We start from the raw sequence: 18,617 nt of genomic DNA on the forward strand, positions 1-18,617 counted from the left end.
ATGACTACTAACTTCCACATCTGGAAAAATAACCGTTCCATTTACTATAAATTTCTCCAGCACAATTCATTGGAGCATCTGAATAAGATCCCTTTAGGATTCAACAACAATTTGATCTGGAATATTGGGCACGTGATCGTCGTTCAGCAGCGACTTGTCTATGGACTTTCTGGGCTTCCTATGAATATTTCCGACGAGCTGTTTCAGAAATATAAACCTGGCACAAAACCAGAAGTCGATGAGCCAAAAGAAACTGTTGAGATGTTCAAAGAACTTTTGATCTCTCCTATTGATCAAACCATTGCTGATTTTGAAACTGGAAAATTCAAAGAGTATAACGAATACACCTCTTCCAAAGGCTTTCACCTTGCTAGTGCTGCAGATGCTGTTACCTTCAATAATTATCACGAAGCCTTACACTTAGGCGCGATGATTTCTATTTTGAAATTTCTATCCTAAAACTTACTGAATCATGAATAGATTCTTAATTCTGGCAACCGCAATGACTGGAGCTTTCAGCCTGGGTCTGTTCTTCAATTCAATATTCTATGCGGATCAAAAGAAGTCAACTCAGAGTCAAACAAATAATAACTCAGATATGAAATTAGGAGCCTTTTCTATCAGCCTTAGTGTCAAAGACCTTGAAGCTTCATAACAATTTTATGAGAAGCTTGGCTTCACTCAGTTTGGTGGGTCTGCGGAAAGTAATTACCTGATTATGAAAAATGAAGGCACTTTGATCGGGCTTTTTAAAGGAATGTTCGAAGGCAATATTCTTACATTCAATCCAGGCTGGGATGAGAATGCACAAGCAATAAAGGAATATAATGACGTGCGAGAAATTCAGCAAAAACTCAAGTCGAGTCAAATTGAAATAATGAATCCTGCAGATGAAACTACCTCAGGCCCTGCCAGTTTTATGGTCACAGATCCCGACGGAAATATGATTTTATTCGATCAACACTTATAGAAATTTGATTTCCAGCTTATTTAAAAGTACGATCTTGGAATCAATGATAGAACTTCAAATTCGGCAATCTCTCTTTCTTAAAGGGGACAAGGGGGATATTCTTAAGCAAACATGTAAGATCCCTAGTGCATGTTCATTCGTGCAAATACACATTTATACCAAAAGACTTTTACACTATCCATACAATGAATAAGTCCAGTACAGACGAAATCCGCGACCGATTCGATAACGATGTAGAACGTTTCTCAAACCTTGACACAGGACAAGTCGCCACAATTGATGCTACTATCTCCCTGGAACTTATCACTGAAGCTGCAAAGCGAATTGTCCCTAATGCTACAACTGTGCTTGATGTAGGCTGTGGAGCCGGTAATTATTCATTAAAAATGCTCAGTAAAATCCCAGATCTTTCATTTACGCTAGTAGATCTCAGTGGCAAAATGCTGGAAAAAGCCTTGGAACGAGTTTCTGCAGAAACCAGCGCAGACGTATCCATTTTCCTGGGTGATATTAGAGACATCATGCTTCCAGAAGCGAGCTTCGACATTATTATGGCTGGAGCAGTGTTGCATCATTTACGTGAAGATGACGATTGGGAAAGGACTTTTACCAAACTATTCTCACTCCTCAAACCTGGAGGCTGTTTGATGATCTCAGATCTGATCACCCAAGACACAGACTTGCTCAATGAATACACCTGGGAGCGCTATGGAGATTATCTGGAAAGTGTAGGCGGAAAAGAATACCGTGAAAAAGTACTCGCTTATGTAGCTAAAGAGGATTCACCGAGATCTATGAATTATCAGCTGGATCTGATGAAAAAAGTAGGTTTTAGCAAAGTAGAAATCCTCCACAAAAACATGTGCTTTGGAGCTTTTGGAGGAATAAAATAACATTTATCCTCAGCAAGCAATTATCATTATGAGAGAGATCTCTAGGTAAAATAGAATCTAAAATCTTATTTTAGACAAAGCCATAATTTTTAGACTTAACCCATGACTAACCAGCACCTTTCCGATCGCAAGCGTTTGGTTTCCTTAGATGTATTTCGTGGATTGACGATGTTCTTGTTGGTAGCTGAAGCAGCATCGGTTTACCATACGCTACTTGACGCAAACCCTGAAGGAACTCTCTTCCATAATTTCTTCCTGCAATTCACCCATCATCCTTGGAATGGACTCCGATTCTGGGATTTGATCCAGCCATTTTTCATGTTTATAGTTGGTGTAGCCATGCCTTTTTCATTAAATAAAAGAATGGCTGTAGTGGGTGATCGGGGAAAAGTGACTCGACATATTTTAAAGAGATGTTTACTCCTTTTCCTTTTCGGTACTGGCCTTCATTGTGTATATGCAGGGGAATTGGTGTTTGAACTTTGGAATGTCTTAACTCAATTATCCTTCACCATTTTGGTGACCTACTTCCTACTGGACAGATCCTGGAAAGTTCAATTAGGCGTGTCTCTTGGTTTGCTGGTATTGACAGAGATCATGTACAGACTCTATAATCCTGAAGCTCCCTTTCTACATGGAACCAACTTCGGGAATTACATAGACCAGATCCTGATGGGAAAAATCAACGGTGGCGGCTGGGTAGCTATCAACTGTATCCCAACCGCTGCGCATACGATCTGGGGAGCTATCTGTGGGAATTTGCTTTTATCATCAAAGTCTGAAAAAGAGAAAATCAAGATCTTGGTACTAGCAGGTTTAGCTGCGTTGGCAATTGGCTATGGGCTTGATTTTGCAGGGATCACCCCTATTGTCAAACGAATCAGCACCACATCCTTTGCATTTGCTTCTGGCGGCTGGGCAATTCTGGCATTAGCATTTTGCTATTGGCTGGTCGATGTAAAAGAGAAAAACAACTGGGTTTTCCCTTTTGTTGTGGTGGGCATGAACTCCATTTTCATTTACCTCTTTGCTGAGATTTTAGGCCATAGCTGGCTATTCGGATTTATAGAGATTTTTAGCAGCGGAATATTATTTCCTTTAGGAATTGGAGAGTCCGCAGTCGTCATTATTACTGCATTCCTGACTTTGGGAGCCATGTGGTATTTGTGCTATTTCCTGTATAAAAAGAAGATCTTCTTTAAGATATAAAGTGGTTGAAAAACTATCAATGTTCAATTTTCAAACTCAATTTCAAAGGAAAATTCCACTGCGAACTTTGAGCCTTTCTTCGCAAACTTTGTGGCTTAAAAAAGTATCAATGATCAAGGAGAAAGCAACTTTGCACTTTGCTTTCTTTGGGTAGATAGTGGTTAAAAAAGAAAAAAAGCTGAAACGATCTCTCATTCCAGCTTTTGGCGTTAAACTAATAATTCTCCTAAAGTGTATAATACTCTTCCCAACCTCTTCTCGGTACTTCGCCTCCTAGCAATTGATTTGCAAGTGGGTTATTCGTGATACGTTGAGTTTCTCTGTCAAATTTCAAGGTAGTGTTCAATTGTTGAGCTAATACTCCCAAGCAGAACACCTGACTAAGAGGCCCTGCGATTTCAAAGCGCGAACGGGTTTCTTCTTCGCCTTTACAAGCTTTTAGGAAATTGGCAAAGTGATTTGATGGGCTTTCTGGAACATCTGGAAGTTTGCTTGCCATGTCTTTGGCTTTTTCCTCACCAATAATCGAAAGTGTGCTGCCATGAGATCCACCTTTGAAAGTGAGGTCTTTGCCATAAATGATTTTTCCCGGGTTTAATTTCGCAGGCTGAATCTGTCCTGTACTGGCTGCAGGGATTTCCGAATTTAATTCTGATACGCCATAATCTTTAGGTACTGGCGGGACATTATCTACTCCATCGTACCAAGTCATAGTCAAAGCAGGCATATCACCCCGCTCTGGAAACTTGAAAGCAAGAGTGGACGACATAGGGAAGAAGAATGGATTGTGGCCTTTGAGCATCACTGGGTCAACTTCGTATGGTAAACCAAGGTCGAGAAATTCGTGTACCGTATCCATTGTATGTGCTCCCCAGTCTCCTAAAGCGCCCATACCGAAGTCATACCAGCATCTCCACTGACCATTGATAAAGTCCTTATTGTAATCATGGGGAAATCTAGCCATCAGCCAAGTATCCCAGTCAAGTGTGGACGGAATAGCTTCTGCTTTTGGGAAGCTTTGCATATTTACATCCCAGCCATGCCATCTTCTTGGGCTGTTCATGTGGGCTGTTACTGCGGTCACATCCTTGATGATGCCAGCTTCTTTCCATGCTTTGAACTGGAAATAGTTGGCTTCAGAGTGTCCTTGATTACCCATTTGAGTGACTACTCTATGTCTTTTGGCACTGTCCATCATGAGTGTAACCTCGTTGAAAGTACGAGCCATTGGCTTTTCTGTATAGACATGCTTGCCTTCAGACATGGCTAGCATGGTGATGGGAAAGTGTGAAAAATCAGGAGTTCCTACCGTTATGGCTTCGAATCCATTTCCAAACTCATCAAACATCTTTCTAAAGTCCTGAAATCGCTTTGCGTTTGGAAACTTGTTCATGATCTCTGTAGTGTGCGGAGCTCCCATATCCACATCGCAAAGTGCCACGATATTACACAGGCCTGTTTTGTAAAGATCGTTGATGATCTGAGCACCTCTGTTTCCGACCCCACAGCAAGCAAGATTTACTTTATCACTTGGAGCAATATGTCCCAGAGATTTGCCAAGCACTGTCGAAGGGATGATTGTAATTCCACTCAGCCCGAATGCCGCTAGTGAGCCAGTTTTAAGGAAGTTTCTTCTGTCCTTTTTCATATTTATAGGGTATTTGGGGAGTACAAATTGTATTTTGAATGAGAAAGTAGGGATTTTTTACCGCTAGTCTTTTCATTTTTCTGTTGAAAGGTGAAAGAATTAACGGAATCGATACCGAAAGAGAAATTTGCTCACAGGATGAAAACCCTTAAAAGTTTTACTATTTTCCGAATTCATTCCTCTAAAAACCATGAATAGTCCATCCTTTACAAAGTCTGCCTTCTTATTTGTTTTGATAGCAGTTCTTTCAATTTCCTGTGTTACCGCCCAAAACGGCAAAACCTTCTTACAGTTTGAGGGTAAAGAGGGGCCAGGCAAAGGCAAAAATATAGTGCTGATCTCAGGAGACGACGAGTACAGATCTGAGGAATCCATGCCCATGATGGCGAAAATACTGTCAACGCATTATGGTTTTAATACAACTGTACTGTTCCCTATCGAGCCAGAAACAGGAGATATTGTCCCAAGCTATCAAACTAATATTCCGGGGTTGGAGCACTTGGCAAATGCCGATTTGGTGATTATGCTGATCCGTTTTAGGGATTTGCCTCTGGATCAGATGAAACATTTGGAAGACTACTTCAAATCAGGTAAACCTTTGATCGCACTACGTACTTCAACGCACCCTTTTGCTATTAAAGACAAAGAATCCCCATATTCCAAGTGGACTTGGAATAGCAAAGTCCCTGGTTGGGAAGGCGGATTTGGTCAGCAGATCGTAGGTGAAACATGGGTAGCTCATCACGGTATTCACAAATCCGAAGGAACACGAGCGCTGATAGATGGAGTAGATCGCGATGCAGATCACCCTATTTTGCGTGGCGTGGATGACATCTGGGCTCCTACGGACGTTTATTCGATTAAGAATTTGCCGGTGGCAGCCAATGTGCTTTTATTCGGACAATCCACCGCGGGAATGACTCCAGAAGCTCCATTGATGTGGGATAAATCTATTATGCCCATTGCTTGGACGAAGGATTACTCGCTAGACGGAGGAAAAACAGGCAAGGTGCTGGGAAGTACGCTGGGTTCTTCGATTGACTTCCAAGTGGAAGATATGCGCCGCTTGATCGTGAATGCTTCCTTTTGGCTATTGGATATGCCTGAGACGATTACACCAGATCTTTCTGTGGAGATTGTTGGGAACTATGAGCCTACTATGTTTGGCTTTGATAGCTTTAGGAAAGGAATGAAGGTTGGTGATTTTAAGTAATAGATAGTGACTTTATTATTCAAAATTCATCATTCGTACTTCGATATTTTTAATGACGAATGATGAATGTCCAATTATGAATAATGAAGTTCTGAATGATATAGGTGAATATTTAGAGTGAATAATATATGAACAAAATAGGATTTAATGTGCTGGCTTGGTCGGCAGAGATGTCAGAAGAGCTTTTGCCTGTTCTCGATCGCTTGAAGAAAATCGGGTATGATGGAGCAGAGTTTTTTATCGGAGGTTCTCCGGAAGAATCCTTTAAACTGGTAGGCAAGCATTGTGCTGACATTGGCTTGGAAGTGACTGCTGTAACCGTAATGGGGCCGGATCAAAATCCTATTTCTCAGGATGCTAAAGTCCGGGCGGCGGCAAGCGAGCAACTCAAATGGGTGATCGACCGTGCTGCTGATCTGAATGCCCAGGTACTTTGCGGACCATACCATTCTGGATTTACTGTGTTTGCTTCGCGCGAGCCGATAGAAGAGGAATACAACTGGTCTGCAGACTACCTGCATGCAATGGGTGATTATGCCCAGCAAGCTGGTATACTATTGACTCCAGAGGCACTGAATAGATTTGAATGCTACCTCTGCAATACCATGGAACAGCTTTCTTACTTGCTGAAGAAAGTAGATCATCCAAACGTGCAGGCGATGTTTGACACCCATCATGCGAATATTGAAGAGAAAAAGTTGGGTGATGCGATTAAGTTTATTGCTCCTCAATTAGGTCATTTTCATATTTCAGAAAATGACCGCGGAACTCCAGGCTCTGGCCATGTGAATTTTGACGAGATATTTAAATCCCTAGCTGAGGTGAATTATAAGGGTTGGCTGACTATCGAGGGCTTTACCAGAAATGATCCAGCCTTTGCCAATTCCATCGGTGTGTGGAGAAATTTCTCCGAGCCTTGGGATATGGCGGAGAATGGATATGAGTTGATACGAGAAATGGGTAAGAAGTACGGGTTGTAGGGAGGAGTTGGGAAGTAAGGATCAAAGCTGGAAGATCAGTTAAATTGAAGTTTGACCATGGTCTTTGTCACAGACCATTTTTTGATAGTGATTTCCGTGTGAATTTTCTAAGTCCGAGGCAGGTTCCTTACTTATCCTGTAATTGATTTTTCAGGATATTCAGAATGAAGTTTGTGCAAGAAGTCAGTACGATCGAAGTCTTCCACAAATCCTGATTCTTCTCCCTTTTTAAGTGCAGATATTAGTACGGACTTTTTGGTTTCCTCATGCTCAAATACTCTTAAGGCAGCACGTACTACCTCACTAGCGGAGGAAAACCTACCCGAATTAACCTGCTCAGTAATGAACGTGTCGAAATAATCTCCCAGTAAAATTGATGTGTTTTTTGCCATGATTGTTTATAATTACCATGAAAATACCAAGTATTGGTATGAATAACAAAAAATGTATGAGTTCAAATTAATTAAGATTCAGAAAGAGGTTAATTATTTTCTGCGTTGGATATAAAGATAACTAGTCCTCGGTTGGGTGAAAGGGAGAAAGTATTTTTCATTTGTAGAATATACCTGAGTAGAGTAAAAGAGCATAACTATACCAGCTAAGACTTATTTCTTCGTTGTCATTTCCAAATAAATGAATTGCATCGAGAAACATGGAGATATTCCCATTTTCGCAACCATTTGCGCCAAATGAAAATTTTGAAGATCGATTGATATTCTCCTTTTCATCTTCGTCTATTTTATCTTTTTTGAGAGCAGCGACCAATTCAAAGAATGTCTCTTTTGAATTTACTTTATCTAAGAGGTCGCTTAAATTCATTAAAGTGACTTACAACAGGCTGTCAATATTTTCAAGAAAGTTCGGTGTCTATTTTAGTACTCTCTTAATCTGCTGAAGGATATTCAGCGAATTAAGCATTCATTTCAATATCTCCCATAATCGTCAATGAATTAGAGTTTAAAACTTCTCTACTCTAGCATACATTCCTTCTAATGTCAAAGGCAATATCGAAAATGTATTTATTTGGCGTCAAATACTGCCCTTGATTAATTAGCCGATTCATGATCCATCTCCAATCCAACGGTAGTCCGAGGCTTAAAACCAGGCCATTCCTTCTTATCTGAATTTGCATTGACATCCAAATAAGCTTTGTAAGCTCCATTATCCTTGAGGTAAAAGCCTAGAAAGGCAGTGACAAAATGTTGGTTGATATTATTGATTCTACGCATATCCCATACAGAATCTGCATATCTCAAATACTCGTCAATATGTCTAGCTGAGTCTAGAGATTCTGCTGGCGCAGGGTTTGGCGCTGTGTTATGTCTGGCATCGATATAGGTAAGCAGGTATCGATCAGAATTGACGGCCCCTTCATAGATTGCCTTGGTGCCGTCTTCATATCCAGAGATATCATCCTTGCTTCCTGCCACAAAAAGGGAAGGAATTTTTATTCCAGCCAAGCCTTCTGCGTCCCAAACGCCACGCTGCATTCCCCAAGGAGCAAAAGCTACAATCACCTTGATTCTAGGATCGATGGATGCTTCAAATTCGGGGTTTCCCATGCTTCGTTTTAATAAAGCTTTGCTCCCACCGGTCATACCACCAAAGAGTTGAGCAGCTTGAGGGCTGTATCCTGCGCCTGCTACATTGACCGCACCATAGCCTCCCATTGAGTAACCAATCAATGCGGTGTTGTCAGAGTTTACTAAGTCGTTTAGGAAAGAGTCCTTTTGATTGCCAAGTCTTGCTATTTCATTGAGGACGAAAAGATCATCCAGTGATCGGTTGAGTAAGGTGCTTTGGAAGCCGGCAGCATCTCTAAAAGTTGCATCTGTGTGATCTATCGCCACTACCACATAGCCTTTTGAGGCAAGGTTCTCTGTCAGATAAGTCATCAAATACCTTGAACCTGTGTATCCGTGAGATACAATTACCAAAGGATAAGAATCTTCGGCGTAGGCAGGTTTTGCATTTCGAGTGGCTCTTCCCAGAAAAGTAAAGGGAATAATTGGCCTGGTTGGAGAACCATTTTGTCCCATTACTTCATCATAAGAAATCAATTCATTAGATCCAGCTTCTGCCGGGTACCACACTTCGATCTTCAGCGGTCTATTGTAAAGTGAGTCAGTGCCTTTACCATAGTTCAGGATGTCAAGCTGATTGGCATGGATTAAATCTAATGTTTGAACACCAACAGCATACTCGCCTCGTGCTGCCAATTCTGGTGCATCCGGCAAAAGATCTCCATATACAAAGGGTTTTGTGTTTGTTTGTCCAAAGCTGTGGGTGAAGGAGCTTAAAAAAAGAACAGCTGTAAAGGTGAATGCGAATGAGTATTTTTTGATCATGTTGGGGTTTGTTAATTTTGATGGTTCAATGTAGTAAATCCTCCCTGTCAAAGCTTTTTAGATTGAATATACTAGAATGTTGTGCAGGATAGACCACTCTTATTATCATTAATTGATTCTGGTCTTTGAGGGTGAAGAAAGAGGGATGGAGGATTACTTAATTTTTAAATTCTCCGGATCTTGTCTTGAATCCCAAATAGAATGAACAATGATATTGCTGCTTTTAATTTCGTATAAGAGAATAAAATTTCCGACTATTAGTCCCCTGATTTCTTCAAAATCCGTTTTAATTCCCATCTCAGGATGTTGATCTACTAGAGAAAGTTGATGTTTGAATTTGGAATAAAGTTTTTTTTGAATAGCTAGAGCTCTTGTTTCTGGCTTTGTAAAAATCCAGAATACTAAAAAGTTTGATTTTAGCCTTGTGGGACCAGATTACTTTTCGCTTTGCCATTTATCAAACTCATGATCCATTTCTTCTTGGTTGAGAAATAATCCTTGCTCAATCTGTTTTTTTGACTCAGCTATTTCAAACCGTTGTTCTGGAGTGAGGATCAACTTCTCAGATTGAGACTTTGAGTCGAGAATGGTTTTGATAGCTTTCAAAAAAGTCTCGTCATTTATCTCCAGAATCCTGTTTACTAAATAAGTCTTTAATTCTATTGCTGTCATTTGTCTTCTTTTAAATGATTAAACTTACAAAAATCTATCCTTATTTTTAAAGGCAGTCTAACATTGAGCCTTAGCTGAAAATATAAGAGTGAAGGTTTTCTTTGCCAAGTTATGGTTACGCTGGCCATTTTGGTGATTCAGATATTCCGGTCTTAGGAGTACAGCCCAAGAAAGAGGATGTCCCTGAATCGATGGCACATCACTCATGCTGGTCTACAAGTCTAGCCATCATTCCCCTTTCACATATTTCTGTCAATTATGCAGCCGTAGTCAAACACCAATTTCACATTCAGTTGTAGCCTACGCTTAGTCCAAGCAGGACGCCGGTTGGAATTCACGATATTCATCGGAGATAATTCCAGATGGATGATATAGAATAGGAGAGCACTTTGCCCCGAAAACTTTCGCAGACCAACTATCCCAAGGGCAATTTTAAACATAGTGAGGTTTAGTATCTTGGATCAAGTTTGTCTTCTTTTGCTAGATAACGTTTATCCCCAAAATCCTCTGACCCTATGCGAAATGTCCTCTTGCATCTTTTAATTCTCAGCCTTTTTTCTTGTAAATCTTCTCCTTCTCAAGAAGCTTCTGAAGAATTTATCAAAGGTGTATATGGCAATCCTGGAACGCTACTGAAAGCAGGGTATTCTTTTGATTCCCTAGGAATGAATGCCGTTTTTGTCAGGAGTGGTTCGCTCAACCGGGAGTTTTACGACAATTCTAAAAAGCAAGGAGTAAAGGTGTTTGTGGAGTTTGCCACCCTAAACGGAAAGGAATACCTGATAGATCATCCCGATGCATGGCCAATCAATGAAAAAGGGTTAAAATCACCTCCTGCGGATTGGTTTATGGGGATTTGCCCCACTCATCCAGGATTCAAAGCCTTTCGGGCTGATCAATTAAAAGAGATCCTGCGCGACTATGAGGTGGATGGAGTTTTTCTGGATTACGTGCATTGGCATGCCCAATTTGAAACCCCTGAGCCGCTTTTACCCGAGACCTGTTTTTGTAATCGGTGTACTGGAGCTTTCGAAGCAGCTATAGATACGGTGATTCCTGCTGAAACTATTGCACAACGAGCAGAATGGATTTTGAAAAATCTCGATCCACAGTGGAGAAAATGGCGAGTGGAGGTACTCAACGGCTGGGTAGAGGATATGGGGGAAATCCTCAAATCGCAACAGCCTGCGGCAAAATTAGGGGTGTTTCACTGTGCCTGGTATCCCTCTGATTTTGATTCTGCCTTATACAGAACTCTGGGCTTGGACCTTACTTCTTTAGCTGAGCGAGTGGATGTGCTGGCTCCCATGCTTTTCCATCACATGACAGGAAGGCCGACGAGCTGGGTAGGAGAGTATGTGTCTTGGATTGGGCAGACTCTCAAGGTAGAGGAAGGCGGGAAGTTGCAAATTTGGCCGATTGTCCAAGCCCATAATAAACCGGGGATCGTCAGTCCTGAAGAATTTCGAAAAGTGATGATCGAAGGTTCTAAGTTTCCTGCCTCAGGAATCATGATGTTTTCAGATCAGTCATTAGTCGAGGATCCCGAGAAAATCCGCGTGATGAAGGAGCTTTATTCCAAAGAAAGACCCAAGTAGGAGTTATTTTGGCTTTGGGTCTCGTCAGTCAATCGTGGAATGGTAGGAGTTAATTAAGCTCAGTACGAGGCTTGCCTTACCAATAACCAATCACTCCCCTTTCACATATTTTCTCCAATTATGCTGCTCATTAAACCCTAGCACTTCGCGGATTTTGCGGTTTGAAAATAAAGCTTCATGTTCCCCCAGTTCACTTGTAATTGGCACGCCAGGGAAGAATCGTTCCGCTAATTCTTTACTGGGTATAATCGCACCGTTGTGATCGTTTCCGGCATTGAAAACCTGATATCCCAAATCATCTTTTTTCAAACATAAATCCACAATCTGACCCAGGTCTCGTGCATCGATATAACAGAACGCATTCCTGCGGCGCACTTCGGGATGTTTGAAATAATGCGGAAACAGTTCATCGTATTCGTGAGGCTCAATCACATTTCCGATACGAAGTGCATAAATATCAAATCCTGACCGTCGCTGGAAACTGCGCGCCGTTTTCTCATTAACGACCTTCGATAATCCATAGCTATCCATGGGATCAACATCATAACCCTCTTCTAAAGGCAGCGTATGAGGATCGGTTTGGCCATCCGAAAAACAGATACCGTAGGTGGTCTCAGACGAAGCAATAATAATCTTCTTAATTCCAAGCTTAACAGCCGCTTCAATCACATTGTAGGTACCGATGGTGTTGACCCGAAATGTTTCATTGTCAGGATTGATTAAGATCCTGGGCACGGCAGCAAAATGTACTACAGCATCAAATTTTGGAACGCCATCACCTGCTTCCAATTCATCCAAGCCGGCATACGAACTCATGGCATTAAACATTTGCCCGGAATCCGTAATATCAGCGATCAGATTATCCACCCCTGGGTAATCCAACCGCTTGAGATCAACATTCATTACTTTATGTCCTCGGTCGAGAAGGTAGGATATCACGTGCTTTCCTGCTTTTCCCGATCCTCCTGTAAAAAATATTCGCTTTGTAGTCATGGATTCTTCTTATTTAAAACTGATTTTATTTTAGACAAACTAAATGGTATGCTGTGCATATTCTGTGTCTATATAATGATTAGCTGAATTACAAGCTATTTTCTCACCTTGATTCGCTTTTCAAAATATACAACTAAACCTATATCTTACTCCCACCATCATCGAATTTTTTATCTTCATCACATGATCACACTTACCCGTACCGATTCCTCCAATCCTGATTTTATAGCCTTGGTAAAATTGCTGGATGCCTATCTAGCCCAAAAAGACGGCAGAGACCATGACTATTATAATCAGTTCAATACCATTGATAAGCTGAAGAATGTAGTCGTTTGCTCAGAAAATGGAATTCCCATGGCATGCGGTGCGATCAAGGAATTTGATGCAGACTCAATGGAAGTGAAGCGGATGTTTACCAACCCAGAAGCTAGAGGAAAAGGTTTGGCTTCAAAGGTATTGACAGAACTGGAAGCTTGGACTGAGGAATTAGGCTATAAGAGTTGTGTGCTGGAAACAGGCAAAAGACAGGTGGAGGCGGTGGCACTTTATAAAAAGAAAGGCTATTCTATCATTCCGAATTATGGGCAATACATCCAAATAGAGAACAGTCTATGCTTTCAAAAAGACTTGAAATAGCCTACACTTAATTTAATTTATAATTGAATTCTGATGAATGCGAGTGCCAGAATCAGGTTTAGTAAAGTAGGAAAAAATCCCTCCCTAAATTGTGTGGCATAAGGTTTTTCCTGCTTTGAGAAGTAACTAGCAGGAGAGAAAAACCTCATTTTTAACCCACAATTCTTGACTTCAAGCACCTATACGCAATTGACGTAAACTCAAATAAGCTTTACTCTCTGCGAGCATTGCTCTTCACTGGTAAAGAATCATTTACTGTTTTGACCTAGCCTTAGTCTTGACCTTATTTAAGATTATTTTAACTTTCAATTGCACTGAATGATCAAAATTATCCTAAAAACCTAATAAAATTTTGAATATGAGGCTTATTGCGTAACTTTGAAAAATTATATTTCAAAACTGATTTGTTACAAATAAAAAGTGGATATGAGTTATTTAGATCTGGGGATCTTTGTGGCCTACATGCTGGCGATGCTGGGTGTGGGATTTTTTTATATGAGAAAGAACTCAGGTCAGGAGGATTACTACGTGGGTGGCCGGAACATTGGCCATTGGCATATCGGTCTTTCGGTCGTCGCAACTGACGTAGGTGGAGGCTTTTCTATTGGACTTGGTGGGCTCGGGTTTGTCATGGGCATGTCAGGTTCTTGGATGCTATTTACCGGACTTTTGGGTGCTTGGCTTGCGGCAGTGATTTTGATTCCAAGAGTAAAGTCTGATCCAGCTTTTGCCAAGTTTTTCACCTTTCCTCAGATCATAGGGCATCTATATAATTCCACTACAGCTAAAGTAGCTGCTGTGATTTGCTTCCTTGGGTACCTTGGTTTTACTTCTTCACAGCTATTAGCTGGCGCTAAGCTTGCTTCAGGTACTTTTGAAGAGTTGGATCTTTCTTACGCACTTTTGATCATGGGCGCTGTGGCGGTGGTATATACTGTAATGGGTGGGCTGAAGGCTGTGATCTACACGGATACGATTCAATGGATAGTTTTGATGGCAGGATTGATGTTCATCGGAATCCCAATTTCCTATAATTATGTAGGTGGCTGGGAAGGAATCCAAAGCACTTTGCCACAGGAGTTTTTCTCATTTTCCAATCTCACTTGGCAGAATCTTGCCAACTGGGGAATTACGATAATCCCAATCTGGTTTGTAGGGATGACGCTATATCAGCGGATTTTTGCTGCTCGGGACGTAAAGTCTGCCAAGAAGGCTTGGTTCATCGCGGGACTTTTCGAATGGCCCATCATGGCACTTTTAGGAGTTTCTTTGGGTTTACTATCCAGAGTAGCAGTGGAGCAAGGTGCATTGGAGGGTTTTACGACAGCGATGGATCCTGAGATGGGGCTTCCTGTTTTGCTAAGCCAGATCTTACCAGCCGGTATTTTGGGCTTGATGATGTCAGCTTATTTCTCAGCAGTTCTCTCTACGGCAGATTCTTGCTTGATGGCAGCTTCGGGAAATCTTACCACGGATATTCTGGGGAAGTATTACACTGAGAAATCTTTGAAAGAAGAGATGAGAATCTCTCAGTTACTGACATTGGTAATTGGAATTGTGGCAATTATTATTGCTTGGCAGATGACGGAAGTTTTGAGTATGATGCTATATTCCTATGCCTTTATGGTCTCAGGACTATTTGTACCAGTGATCGCAGGTTTGTTCTTTGGGCAGACAAGCGCCACAGCAGCTACTTCGTCCATGATCGCAGGAGGCTCTTTGACGGCTGGATTGATTATATCTGAGGTCTCGCTTCCATTTGGTTTGGATGCCAATTTATTTGGACTTACCCTCTCTTTGCTGACATTTTTGTCAGTGATTTATTATGAAAAAAATTACAGATCAAAGTTAAAATCTATATGATCAAATTAGAAACTCTAGCAACTATCGACAGCGCAACTTATTTACAAAAGAATGAGATTGCAGATTTCCTTTTCCTTCACCTTGGCCAATACGGCGACCCTAAGGATGATATAATGAAATGTCTGGATTATGCACTGGATCAAAGTATGCATGCAGGAGGTTTTGTAGTCATGGCTCGGGAGAACGGCAAAATACTCGGCGCACTTATCATGAATAAAACAGGTATGTCGGGCTATATTCCAGAGAATATCCTCGTTTATATCGCGGTAGATGCTGACCAAAGAGGAAAAGGTATCGGAGGTAAAATCATGGAAACTGCAATCAAAATGGCCAATGGTTCTATTGCCTTGCACGTGGAAGCAGATAATCCTGCCAAAAAACTATACGAACGAATCGGTTTCACCAACAAATACCTTGAAATGAGGTTGACGAAGTAACATGGCTTATTTGACATTAAATAGAGCTAAGCTCAAGGAGAATTTTGACTATCTCAAACAGACCTTTACCGCTAATGAAGTTTCGTGGGGAGTGGTATCAAAATTACTTTGTGGTGATAGACTTTTTCTTCAAGAACTAATCAATCTTGGAGTAGATGAAGTTCACGATAGTCGGATCAGTAATCTGGCCATGGTAAAGTCTCTTAATCCAGAAATCCAGACAGTTTATATAAAGCCTGTATCCAAAAGGAATGTAGGTAAAATGGTTCAGTTTGCTGATGTAAGTTTGAATAGCGAACTGGAAACTATCCGATGGATCAGCCAAGAAGCTGTGGAGCAGAGCAAAAATCACAAGATCATCATTATGGTCGAGACTGGCGACCTTCGTGAAGGAGTAATGGGAGATCAATTGGTGGAATTTTATTCCCAAATCTTCCAACTTCCCAATATCGATGTAATCGGTCTTGGCACTAATCTCAATTGTCTCAATGGCGTGATGCCTTCTTCTGATAAACTCATTCAACTTTCGCTTTACAAGCAAATCATTGAGTTAAAGTTCAATAAGGAGATTCCTTGGGTTTCCGCAGGGACCTCAGTGACCATACCTTTGATGCTGACTCAGCAGCTCCCTAAAGGAATTAATCATTTCAGAGTCGGAGAGACCTTGTATTTTGGCCTGGATTTATTTGAGGAAAAAGTGATTGAAGGCATGAACGATGATGTCTTTGAACTGCATGCTGAGATCATCGAAATGCAGGAAAAGCCACTTTTACCCGTTGGTAATCTGGCTGCTAACCCTCAAGGAGAAACTGCTGAAATCGACCAATCTCTCTATGGCAAAAGCTCCTTTCGAGCTATTATCGATATTGGATTGCTCGACGTGGATCCAAAATACTTGATTCCTGTTGATGGGGAATATGAAATCCTTGGAGGTAGTTCAGATATGTTGATCATTAACCTGGGTGAAAATCCTAATAACTATAAGGTGGGAGACACCCTAAATTTCCACATGAAATACATGGGTGCTTTGAGTTTATTGAGCTCAAACTACATTGAAAAAAAAGTTATAGATTAGAAATTTAGTCTTAGAGAAATCTTTTGGCATGGTCGTGGCAATATAGAGTTGTAAAACCAACTAGTATTTGACTATGAAAAAAGTATTGTTAATTCTTGCCCTTGGACTGGGAGCAGTTCAACTCTCTCAAGCACAATCATCAGAAAAGCCAGGAGGATTTGGTATCCGTGGTGGTGCCAGCTTATTCAATTTTGGTGGTGATGATGTTTCAGAAAATAGTTACACCAACAGAGTAGGCTTCCACGTAGGTGGTTACACCATGTTGTTTATGACTGATCGGTTGGCATTGGAACCGGGAGTTTACTACTCTGTGAAAGGAACTCAAAATGATGACTTCGCAGATAGCAGAGCTATTTTAAGCTATGTAGATGTTCCAGTTCTTTTGAGATTGTATCCGGTAGACGGGATCAATATATTCGCCGGGCCTCAGATTTCCTTCTTGGCAAGTTCCAAGTTTGAAGGAGATTTCTTTGGGAATACGGTTTCTTATGACTCAGATGCGATCAAAGAAACTGACTTTGCCATAGTGCTTGGTGTTGGATATAATCTTCCAAAAGGTTTCAACGTTCAGGCTTCTTATGATTACGGTTTCACTCCGATTTTCAAAGACAGTGACGCTGATGTATTCAATAGAGGCTTCAAATTGTCTGCTGGCTATACGTTCTAAGAGAAGATGTATTATTAATTATTATAGAAAAATGCCTCCGTCTAGATTGCGGAGGCATTTTTTTTAACCGAAATTTTACACAGAGAGCGCAGTTGAGTACACTAGAATAATATTCGACCAAGTGAATGTCTCGACTCGAAGTCCTCATTTTTATATTCTCTTACATGTAATTACTCTATTCTGCCAGTAAAAGTCACAGTGTTTTGTAGAATCTGGTAAACACTAGTATCTACGACACTTCGGGCACCTGTATTCCACTCGTCGGGCAGGGGGTCTTTCAAATCAAAGGAAGCTTGACTATTTGCATCACTAAGTATAACCATTTTCCCTTATTTCATACTGTTGATCCAATCTTTGATTAGCTGAACGCCCTCTTTATGGACAGTGGTTCTTCCAAGCTCAGGCATTGCAATTCCGACTTCTGTGGAATTCATTCGGTGGGTAAGAATAGATTCATCTGCTTTGCCAGGTACAATATCAAAGTCAAAGCTTCCAGCACCGTTTCCTGCTGCTACAGGGATTTTATTCACACCCAGTTTCAAAGGGTCTGTTTGGTCATAGGTGAGAAAAAGTCCTGAAGTACTCGCGGGTCCTTCTGCACTGTGACAATGAGAGCAATTGATGTCCAAATAAGCCATCGCTCTATCATCCAAAGGAAGATTTTTGTTTTCGTAATTGATCATAGCAGGATTAGCTTTCTCTTCCTCAAAACCTTCTAATTTGCCCAATTCAGTCCAATACGCTAACTGATTGGCTTTGCCAGATTGGTATTCTAGCTCATTATTTAAATGTTGAACTTTCACACCTATTGGAGCCAATATTTCAGATTTATTATGACAGGTTTTGCATTGATTTTTGTTGGGTACGATATAGTTGATTACCTGATCTTTTCCATCGTAATCAGTAAAAGAGACTTCAATTTCTCCACCTACAACTTTTAGAATCGCTTCAGTCTGACTCTCATTCCATATATAAGGAAAAGCTTCCCAGCCTTTTTCACTAGTGATCAAAAGTCTGGTTTCAATGATTCTTCTATTCTCTTTAGGCTTTCTGAAGTCCGCGGGATAATAGAAGTTCTTAATTAAAACTGTGCCCTCAGGAAAGTTAAGTTCATTGTTTGTCAAACTCGCTTTTTCTCCTTCTGGAAAGAAGATAAAACGACTTTTCAGCGCATAATCAGTGAAAAGCGAGGAAGCAGGTGTGTAGGGAATTAAGGCTTTTACAGGATTTAACGCTTTCAATTCTCCAGAAAAGAAACCATAAGTAGATAGCCTTTTGTAAGGAAAGCTCCCATCGGCAGACTCATCAACTAATGCGGCTTCATTTGTTTCAGTTTTGATAGATTCGTTTTTACAGGCAAAAGTGAAAATCACCAGTGCCAGTAATATATTAACTCCCCAGAAAATCTTGCTCAT

General features: G+C 40.9%; 22 protein-coding genes and 1 pseudogene. 13 read left to right on the top strand and 10 right to left on the bottom strand.

Annotation, left to right across the window (positions count from 1 at the left end):
• The 5 genes and pseudogenes from BVH04_RS01855 (at position 1) to BVH04_RS01870 (ending at position 3,072) form a co-directional block, all read left to right on the top strand.
• Complete coding sequence (locus BVH04_RS01855; protein ID WP_086539629.1) at positions 1-459, top strand: DinB family protein; 459 nt, start codon at positions 1-3, stop codon at positions 457-459.
• A gap of 13 nt (positions 460-472) precedes the next feature.
• The gene (locus BVH04_RS26445) at positions 473-655 is read left to right on the top strand and encodes a hypothetical protein (RefSeq protein ID WP_317045478.1); all 183 of its coding nucleotides are present in this window, start codon (positions 473-475) and stop codon (positions 653-655) included.
• A gap of 15 nt (positions 656-670) precedes the next feature.
• A pseudogene (locus tag BVH04_RS01860) lies at positions 671-970 on the top strand (VOC family protein); the annotation flags it as partial.
• 185 nt (positions 971-1,155) lie between these two features.
• A complete protein-coding gene (locus BVH04_RS01865; RefSeq protein ID WP_086539630.1) occupies positions 1,156-1,863 on the top strand; it encodes a class I SAM-dependent methyltransferase in 708 nt (235 codons plus the stop codon).
• Positions 1,864-1,965: 102 nt separating this feature from the next.
• A complete protein-coding gene (locus BVH04_RS01870) occupies positions 1,966-3,072 on the top strand; it encodes an acyltransferase family protein (RefSeq protein ID WP_086539631.1) in 1,107 nt (368 codons plus the stop codon).
• Positions 3,073-3,298: 226 nt separating this feature from the next.
• Here BVH04_RS01870 and BVH04_RS01875 read toward each other — a convergent pair whose 3' ends face one another.
• Positions 3,299-4,720, bottom strand: a complete 1,422-nt coding sequence (locus BVH04_RS01875) for a Gfo/Idh/MocA family oxidoreductase (protein WP_086539632.1) — start codon at positions 4,718-4,720, stop codon at positions 3,299-3,301.
• Positions 4,721-4,910: 190 nt separating this feature from the next.
• Here BVH04_RS01875 and BVH04_RS01880 point away from each other — a divergent pair, with 190 nt between their 5' ends.
• Both BVH04_RS01880 and BVH04_RS01885 read left to right on the top strand, forming a co-directional pair.
• Positions 4,911-5,933 carry a ThuA domain-containing protein gene (locus BVH04_RS01880; RefSeq protein ID WP_086539633.1) on the top strand — a complete coding sequence of 341 codons (1,023 nt, stop codon included), beginning with the start codon at positions 4,911-4,913 and terminating at the stop codon, positions 5,931-5,933.
• Positions 5,934-6,061: 128 nt separating this feature from the next.
• Positions 6,062-6,913 (top strand): sugar phosphate isomerase/epimerase family protein, encoded by an 852-nt coding sequence (locus tag BVH04_RS01885; protein ID WP_086539634.1) that lies wholly within the window; start codon positions 6,062-6,064, stop codon positions 6,911-6,913.
• Between the two features lie 131 nt (positions 6,914-7,044).
• Here the strand turns inward: BVH04_RS01885 and BVH04_RS01890 are convergent, their stop codons facing one another.
• The 6 genes from BVH04_RS01890 to BVH04_RS25020 all read right to left on the bottom strand — a co-directional run bounded on the left by BVH04_RS01890 (position 7,045) and on the right by BVH04_RS25020 (position 10,373).
• Positions 7,045-7,305, bottom strand: a complete 261-nt coding sequence (locus BVH04_RS01890) for a type II toxin-antitoxin system ParD family antitoxin (protein ID WP_086539635.1) — start codon at positions 7,303-7,305, stop codon at positions 7,045-7,047.
• 157 nt (positions 7,306-7,462) lie between these two features.
• Positions 7,463-7,732: a hypothetical protein gene (locus BVH04_RS01895; RefSeq protein WP_086539636.1), complete on the bottom strand. Its 270-nt coding sequence runs from the start codon at positions 7,730-7,732 to the stop codon at positions 7,463-7,465.
• A gap of 227 nt (positions 7,733-7,959) precedes the next feature.
• On the bottom strand, positions 7,960-9,261 hold the full coding sequence (locus BVH04_RS01900; RefSeq protein ID WP_086539637.1) for an alpha/beta hydrolase family protein: 1,302 nt from the start codon (positions 9,259-9,261) through the stop codon (positions 7,960-7,962).
• A gap of 153 nt (positions 9,262-9,414) precedes the next feature.
• On the bottom strand, positions 9,415-9,654 hold the full coding sequence (locus BVH04_RS26545) for a type II toxin-antitoxin system RelE/ParE family toxin (RefSeq protein ID WP_086539638.1): 240 nt from the start codon (positions 9,652-9,654) through the stop codon (positions 9,415-9,417).
• A gap of 42 nt (positions 9,655-9,696) precedes the next feature.
• Complete coding sequence (locus BVH04_RS01910) at positions 9,697-9,933, bottom strand: hypothetical protein (protein WP_086539639.1); 237 nt, start codon at positions 9,931-9,933, stop codon at positions 9,697-9,699.
• Positions 9,934-10,172: 239 nt separating this feature from the next.
• Positions 10,173-10,373: a hypothetical protein gene (locus BVH04_RS25020; protein WP_140160502.1), complete on the bottom strand. Its 201-nt coding sequence runs from the start codon at positions 10,371-10,373 to the stop codon at positions 10,173-10,175.
• A 75-nt stretch (positions 10,374-10,448) separates the two neighbouring features.
• Here BVH04_RS25020 and BVH04_RS01915 point away from each other — a divergent pair, with 75 nt between their 5' ends.
• Positions 10,449-11,531, top strand: a complete 1,083-nt coding sequence (locus tag BVH04_RS01915) for an alpha-amylase family protein (RefSeq protein WP_086539640.1) — start codon at positions 10,449-10,451, stop codon at positions 11,529-11,531.
• Between the two features lie 90 nt (positions 11,532-11,621).
• On the opposite strand, the gene BVH04_RS01920 is transcribed toward BVH04_RS01915, so the two are convergent.
• On the bottom strand, positions 11,622-12,524 hold the full coding sequence (locus BVH04_RS01920) for an NAD-dependent epimerase/dehydratase family protein (protein WP_086539641.1): 903 nt from the start codon (positions 12,522-12,524) through the stop codon (positions 11,622-11,624).
• A gap of 183 nt (positions 12,525-12,707) precedes the next feature.
• Here BVH04_RS01920 and BVH04_RS01925 point away from each other — a divergent pair, with 183 nt between their 5' ends.
• From BVH04_RS01925 to BVH04_RS01945, 5 genes are all read left to right on the top strand, one after another.
• Positions 12,708-13,160, top strand: a complete 453-nt coding sequence (locus BVH04_RS01925) for a GNAT family N-acetyltransferase (RefSeq protein WP_086539642.1) — start codon at positions 12,708-12,710, stop codon at positions 13,158-13,160.
• 426 nt (positions 13,161-13,586) lie between these two features.
• Entirely contained in the window at positions 13,587-15,023 is a 1,437-nt protein-coding gene (locus tag BVH04_RS01930) for a sodium:solute symporter family protein (RefSeq protein WP_086539643.1), read from the top strand.
• The gene (locus BVH04_RS01935; protein WP_086539644.1) at positions 15,020-15,460 is read left to right on the top strand and encodes a GNAT family N-acetyltransferase; all 441 of its coding nucleotides are present in this window, start codon (positions 15,020-15,022) and stop codon (positions 15,458-15,460) included. Before BVH04_RS01930 ends, BVH04_RS01935 begins: the two co-directional genes overlap by 4 nt.
• 1 nt (position 15,461) lies before the next feature.
• Positions 15,462-16,535, top strand: coding sequence for an alanine racemase (locus BVH04_RS01940; protein ID WP_086539645.1), 1,074 nt, complete (start codon positions 15,462-15,464; stop codon positions 16,533-16,535).
• A gap of 73 nt (positions 16,536-16,608) precedes the next feature.
• Entirely contained in the window at positions 16,609-17,202 is a 594-nt protein-coding gene (locus BVH04_RS01945) for a porin family protein (protein WP_086539646.1), read from the top strand.
• A 170-nt stretch (positions 17,203-17,372) separates the two neighbouring features.
• Here the strand turns inward: BVH04_RS01945 and BVH04_RS25350 are convergent, their stop codons facing one another.
• Positions 17,373-17,525 carry a hypothetical protein gene (locus BVH04_RS25350; RefSeq protein ID WP_169714340.1) on the bottom strand — a complete coding sequence of 51 codons (153 nt, stop codon included), beginning with the start codon at positions 17,523-17,525 and terminating at the stop codon, positions 17,373-17,375.
• 6 nt (positions 17,526-17,531) lie between these two features.
• On the bottom strand, positions 17,532-18,617 hold the full coding sequence (locus BVH04_RS01950) for an SO2930 family diheme c-type cytochrome (protein WP_240510799.1): 1,086 nt from the start codon (positions 18,615-18,617) through the stop codon (positions 17,532-17,534).

The sequence above is a fragment of the Algoriphagus antarcticus genome, assembly GCF_002150685.1.
Lineage (GTDB): Bacteria > Bacteroidota > Bacteroidia > Cytophagales > Cyclobacteriaceae > Algoriphagus > Algoriphagus antarcticus.